Below are 4,890 nucleotides of genomic sequence, written 5' to 3' on the forward strand. Positions count from 1 at the left end.
GCATCAGGAAGCCTTCGCCGCTATTGTCCGTCAACTCGCCGCATAGCAATGGTTAAAAGTGCAAGGATAGTGGGAGAGGCGCTAAGGTCGCAAAGAGCTTTAATGCCAAGGCGCAATGATGCAAGGGTGATGGTCCAAGCGTGGTGCAACTGCCTGAACTCACTCTCGATGCCTTCGGGTCGTGGCGCCTTGGCGTTGATACTCCTGCCCAGCTCGGCGAAACCTCTTCGCGCCTTTGCGTTCAGGGCAACCTACGCGACAAATGCAGTTACTCCTCGGCGAAGAGCGGGGTCGAGAGATAGCGTTCGCCATTTGACGGCACGATAAAGACGATCAGCTTACCGGCGTTTTCCGGGCGGCGGGCGACGCGGAGGGCAGCAGTGGCAGCGGCGCCGCTCGAAATGCCGACCATCAAGCCTTCTTCGCGGGCCAGCCGGCGCGCCATCGCAAAGGCATCTTCGTTGCTGACCTGCTGAATCTCATCGAGAATGGAGGTGTTCAACACATCAGGAATAAAACCGGCGCCAATGCCCTGAATCTTGTGCGGGCCGGGCTTGCCGCCCGACAACACCGGCGACGCTTCCGGTTCGACGGCGACGATCCGCAGGCTGGGCCGGCGCGGCTTGAGCACCTCGCCGATGCCGGTGAGGGTGCCGCCGGTGCCAACGCCGCCGACGACAATATCAACTTGACCATCGGTATCGCGCCAAATCTCTTCGGCAGTTGTAGCGCGGTGAATAGCCGGGTTGGCCGGGTTCTTAAACTGCTGGGGCATAAAGCTATTGGGAATCTCGGCCAACAACTCCTCGGCGCGGGCAATGGCGCCGCGCATGCCCTCGCTGCCCGGCGTCAGCACCAATTCCGCGCCGAAGCCACGCAGCAGCTTGCGCCGTTCGATGCTCATCGTTTCGGGCATAGTGAGGATGAGGCGATAGCCACGGGCAGCAGCCACCAGCGCCAAGCCAATGCCGGTATTGCCGCTGGTCGGCTCGATCAGCACCGTCTCGCCGGGACGGATAAGACCCTCGCGCTCGGCGGCGTCGATCATCGCCAAGCCAATCCGGTCTTTCACCGAGCTGGCCGGATTGAAGAATTCGAGTTTGGCAACCACGGTGGCGCGAGTATCATTCACGCGGTTGAGGCGCACCAGCGGCGTATTACCGATCAATTCGGTGATTGAGTTGTAAATGCGGGCCACGGTAGGCTCCTTTGTGTGATTCAGGCGAATCTCTGCTCATATTGTAATCAGGCTGGCAATAAATGTCAATTTGTTGTGCAAGAAAGTCAAGTTTTCAAGATAGCGCCGCGTGTCTCAGATCGTGTTATACTAAGCGGCGCAAGGAAGCCAACACGGGAGGGATCAGCTATGCGCGGTCGCTCAGTGCGTCCGGTCGATCGGGCCGGCGGCGGGGAAGAAGCAATCCGGTTAACGCGATGTGCCGGCACATGGCTGGCCGATCCACCCGACGCTGCCGAGCAAGCGCGGATTGCAGAGGCGGTGCGGGCATTAAACGGCCAGCGTGCAGTAGCGTTGGCGTTGCACCGGGATCAAGCCGCGCTCGATGCCTACTGCGTCGAGTTATTCCGTGACCCGATATTTGATCCGCTGCACATCGGGCCAGCGATCATCCAGCGCATCATTGCCAAGCTTGGCGACCCGCCAGTGGATGATGAGGCGAACACGACCGCCTTTTCAGAATATTTGCAGCGCGCGGTGCTATTGTTTGCGCTGCCCAACCCGCGCCGATTGCTGGCAGCGCAATTGCGGCGCTACCTGCCGCGCTTTACTGAGGCTGGCGATTGGAGGGCGGCGGTGGCGATTGACTATAGCGCGTTCCGCACCTCGCTCGGCAATGAGGTGACGCCGTTTTTGGCCCAGATGACGCTGGCCGGGCTAGCCGATTACTACGATGAGTTGCCGGAGGCGTAGGCGGGTTGCAACAATCACAAAATATGGTATAATGCACCCGCGTTAGGCCCCCATCGTCTAGTGGCCTAGGACATCACCCTTTCAAGGTGGAGATCGCGGGTTCGAATCCCGCTGGGGGCACCAATCCAAGCGCACCGCAATTACTGCGGCGCGCTTGGTGTTTTGGCACTAGCGGGAGCGATTCTCTGTGGTTGCCCACGCTGGCGGGCGCTTTTCAACAAACGCGGCGACCCCCTCTTGGGCGCAGGGTTCCATCATATTGCAAGCCATGGTCTGGCCGGCGAGTTGGTAGGCTTCTGCCATCGGCAGCTCGATCTGGCGGTAAAAGAGCGATTTGCCGATGGCAATCGACTCAGCCGGCTTGGACAGGATCGCATCAACTAGCCGTTGCACCTCGACGTCGAGTTCGGCGGGTGGCGCGACCCGGTTAACCAACCCCAGCCGTTGGGCGGTTGGGGCATCGATAAACTCGCCGGTGACGAGCATCTCAAAAGCGGCTTTGCGCCCGATGTTGCGCGACAGCGCAACCGATGGCGTCGAACAGAACAGACCGACGTTAATCCCCGACACCGCAAATTTGGCTTCGGTCGAGGCGACGGCGAGATCGCACATCGCAACCAATTGGCAGCCGGCGGCAGTGGCAATGCCATGCACGCGGGCGATAACCGGCTGCGGCATGCGCTGAATGGTCAGCATCATCTGCGAACAGCGGGCGAAGAGGTCTTCGTAGTACTGTTGGTCGGGATGAGCCTGCATCTGCTTGAGATCGTGGCCGGCGCAGAATGCTTTGCCGGCGGCGGCCAGCACCACCACCCGCGCCTGCGGATTGGCGGCAATTGCGTCAAACTCGGCTTGCAGCGCGGCCAGCATTTCGTCGGAAAGGGCGTTGAACTGGCGAGGGCGGTTGAGGGTGAGGCGGGCAATGCCGCGCCCATCAATGTCGCTCAGCACATAGGGTTCGACGGTGGTCTCGCTTGGTTGCATGGTCATCTCCTTTGATGTATTACCGCAGAGGACGCGGAGGACGCAGAGGATGATGTCCCTTTCAGCATCTACTGCGGTAAGTTGGTATTGGTACGGTTCGGCGCGATGGGATACTCGTGCGTTATTGTACACGAAGATGGGCTGGGGTGTGGCGATAAGCGTGATCTATGCGCGTCCTTGCGCCCTTCACCACCTCTTCACAACTTCTCATCAATTCCGGCACGGGCATGTGCTATGACTTAGGTAGGCGATGCCAAGATAAACAGATTTCCTACTCAGACTCATGCAAACAGAACCTCGCGACCTCTTTGATCTCGGCTTGCAAGCCGATCTGGCCATGATGCAGCAACCGCTGCTCACCCGCCGGCGGCTCTTGCGGCTTGGCTTGGTGGGAATCACCACCTTTCTCGCCGGCTGCACATCAATAGCCAATTCGGTCGCGACCCCCACCGCCGCGCCAAGTCCCACCGCTGTCCCTACCACCGCGCCGGCTGCGGCGGCGGCCACTGCGGTACCAACCACGGCCCCCACTGCTGCCATCGCCCCAACGGCAGTCCCAACCAGTGCGGCGGTGACCGAATGCGTTGATGCCATTCCGCGCGAAACTGCTGGCCCCTTCCCCGGCAACGGCGCGCAAGGCGCCAGCCTCAACGTGCTTAGCCGGTCGGGAGTGGTGCGGACCGACATCCGCACCAGCCTTGGCACCGGCAACACTGCCGCCGGCGTGCCGTTGCGGCTCGAATTGAAGCTGGTGCGGGCGGGTGGCGACTGCGCGCCACTGGAGGGCTACGCGATCTATGTCTGGCACTGTGATGCGCCGGGACGCTACTCGATGTACAGTCCCGGCGTCGAAGGCGAAGACTACTTGCGCGGGGTGCAAGCCGCCGGCGCAGATGGGCTTGCCGTGTTTCAGACCATCTTCCCCGGCTGTTACGCCGGGCGCTGGCCGCACATCCACTTCGAGATTTACCCCTCGCTTGCGCAAGCCACCAGCGCGCGCGATGTGGTGCATACGTCGCAACTCGCCTTTCCCGCTGACATTAGCCGGCAAGTGTACGCCGATGCCCAATACGGCAACAGCCTGCGCAACCTCGACCAACTCTCGCTCGAACGGGATGGCGTCTTCCGCGACGGGTGGGAGCAGCAGATGGCGACCATCACTGGCACGATCAACGATGGGCTATTGGTGCGGTTGACGATCGGCGTGCCGGGAGTGTGAGCAAGACACTTCGTGGCAGGTGCGGGGGAGCTGCGCAGCGGCATAGCCACAAAAAGACGCAAAAGGCACAAACATCTTTGGGTGGAGCGCTGCGTGGTATGCAGTAGAGCCTGCGATAGAGCGGCACGCAACAGCGCCCCTCTCCTGCGCTAGCAGGAGAGGGGATGGGGGTGAGGGGAGCATCTGTTGCTGCCCCGGCATTGAAGGGCCGGGATCCCGTTACGAAGCCCGCTGCGCGGGCCCTTGGCCCGACCTCAGCCCCGTCTTCCACCTCGTGGCGGGAGAGGCATCATGTCATTGCGAGGGCGCGGAGCGCCCGAAGCAATCTCCTCCTTATAGCGCAATATAGACCTGAGCGTATGCTTCCCGCGTTCGCGGGAGATTGCTTCGCCTCACGGCGGGCCGAGCGCTGCTTGGCCCCGACCGCTCGGTTCGCAATGACAATCGGGGAGGCGGCTCTGCCCTCAAAACTCTGCCCTCTTTGCGTTTTTTGCGATTTTGCGTTACACCCTCTGCAGCTTGGCTTGTTTTGCGTCTTTGCGTTGACTGCCGTTGCAGCGCCGCTGGGCGGACGGCACAGCCATTGCTCTAGTGCCCCGCTCCTGCACTAGTAGGGTTGGAGAGTACCGCAGGGGGGCGGAGGACGCGACGGATGATCCCTCATTCCCCTCGGCGCTCACTGCGACCTCTGCGGTACAAAACCTTTGCGCCGTGGTGATGGCCCTCACCCCCCAACCCCCTCTCCCACCGTGAGGTG

4 protein-coding genes and 1 tRNA gene are annotated in these 4,890 nt (G+C 61.5%); 3 read left to right on the forward strand and 2 right to left on the reverse strand.

Annotated elements, in window-relative coordinates:
• Positions 1-268: 268 nt before the first annotated feature.
• On the reverse strand, positions 269-1,198 hold the full coding sequence (gene cysK, locus U9R81_RS15155) for a cysteine synthase A (protein ID WP_322496270.1): 930 nt from the start codon (positions 1,196-1,198) through the stop codon (positions 269-271).
• 168 nt (positions 1,199-1,366) lie between these two features.
• On the opposite strand from cysK, the gene U9R81_RS15160 reads away from it, so the two are divergent.
• Both U9R81_RS15160 and U9R81_RS15165 read left to right on the forward strand, forming a co-directional pair.
• Positions 1,367-1,930: a hypothetical protein gene (locus tag U9R81_RS15160; RefSeq protein ID WP_322496271.1), complete on the forward strand. Its 564-nt coding sequence runs from the start codon at positions 1,367-1,369 to the stop codon at positions 1,928-1,930.
• Positions 1,931-1,976: 46 nt separating this feature from the next.
• Positions 1,977-2,053: transfer RNA gene (locus tag U9R81_RS15165), tRNA-Glu, on the forward strand.
• A 45-nt stretch (positions 2,054-2,098) separates the two neighbouring features.
• Here U9R81_RS15165 and U9R81_RS15170 read toward each other — a convergent pair.
• Positions 2,099-2,914, reverse strand: a complete 816-nt coding sequence (locus tag U9R81_RS15170) for an enoyl-CoA hydratase (protein ID WP_322496272.1) — start codon at positions 2,912-2,914, stop codon at positions 2,099-2,101.
• Between the two features lie 283 nt (positions 2,915-3,197).
• Here U9R81_RS15170 and U9R81_RS15175 point away from each other — a divergent pair, with 283 nt between their 5' ends.
• Complete coding sequence (locus tag U9R81_RS15175) at positions 3,198-4,133, forward strand: intradiol ring-cleavage dioxygenase (protein ID WP_322496273.1); 936 nt, start codon at positions 3,198-3,200, stop codon at positions 4,131-4,133.
• Positions 4,134-4,890 lie beyond the last annotated feature (757 nt).

Origin of the sequence: Chloroflexus sp. (genome assembly GCF_034435895.1) — a bacterium.
Taxonomy (GTDB): domain Bacteria; phylum Chloroflexota; class Chloroflexia; order Chloroflexales; family Chloroflexaceae; genus Chloroflexus.

Excerpts from the sequence above, each read along its gene's own strand:
- U9R81_RS15170 (WP_322496272.1), bottom strand. The coding sequence starts at position 2,914 with ATGCAACCAAGCGAGACCACCGTCGAACCCTATGTGCTGAGCGACATT.
- U9R81_RS15175 (WP_322496273.1), top strand. The coding sequence starts at position 3,198 with ATGCAAACAGAACCTCGCGACCTCTTTGATCTCGGCTTGCAAGCCGAT.
- U9R81_RS15160 (WP_322496271.1), top strand. The coding sequence starts at position 1,367 with ATGCGCGGTCGCTCAGTGCGTCCGGTCGATCGGGCCGGCGGCGGGGAA.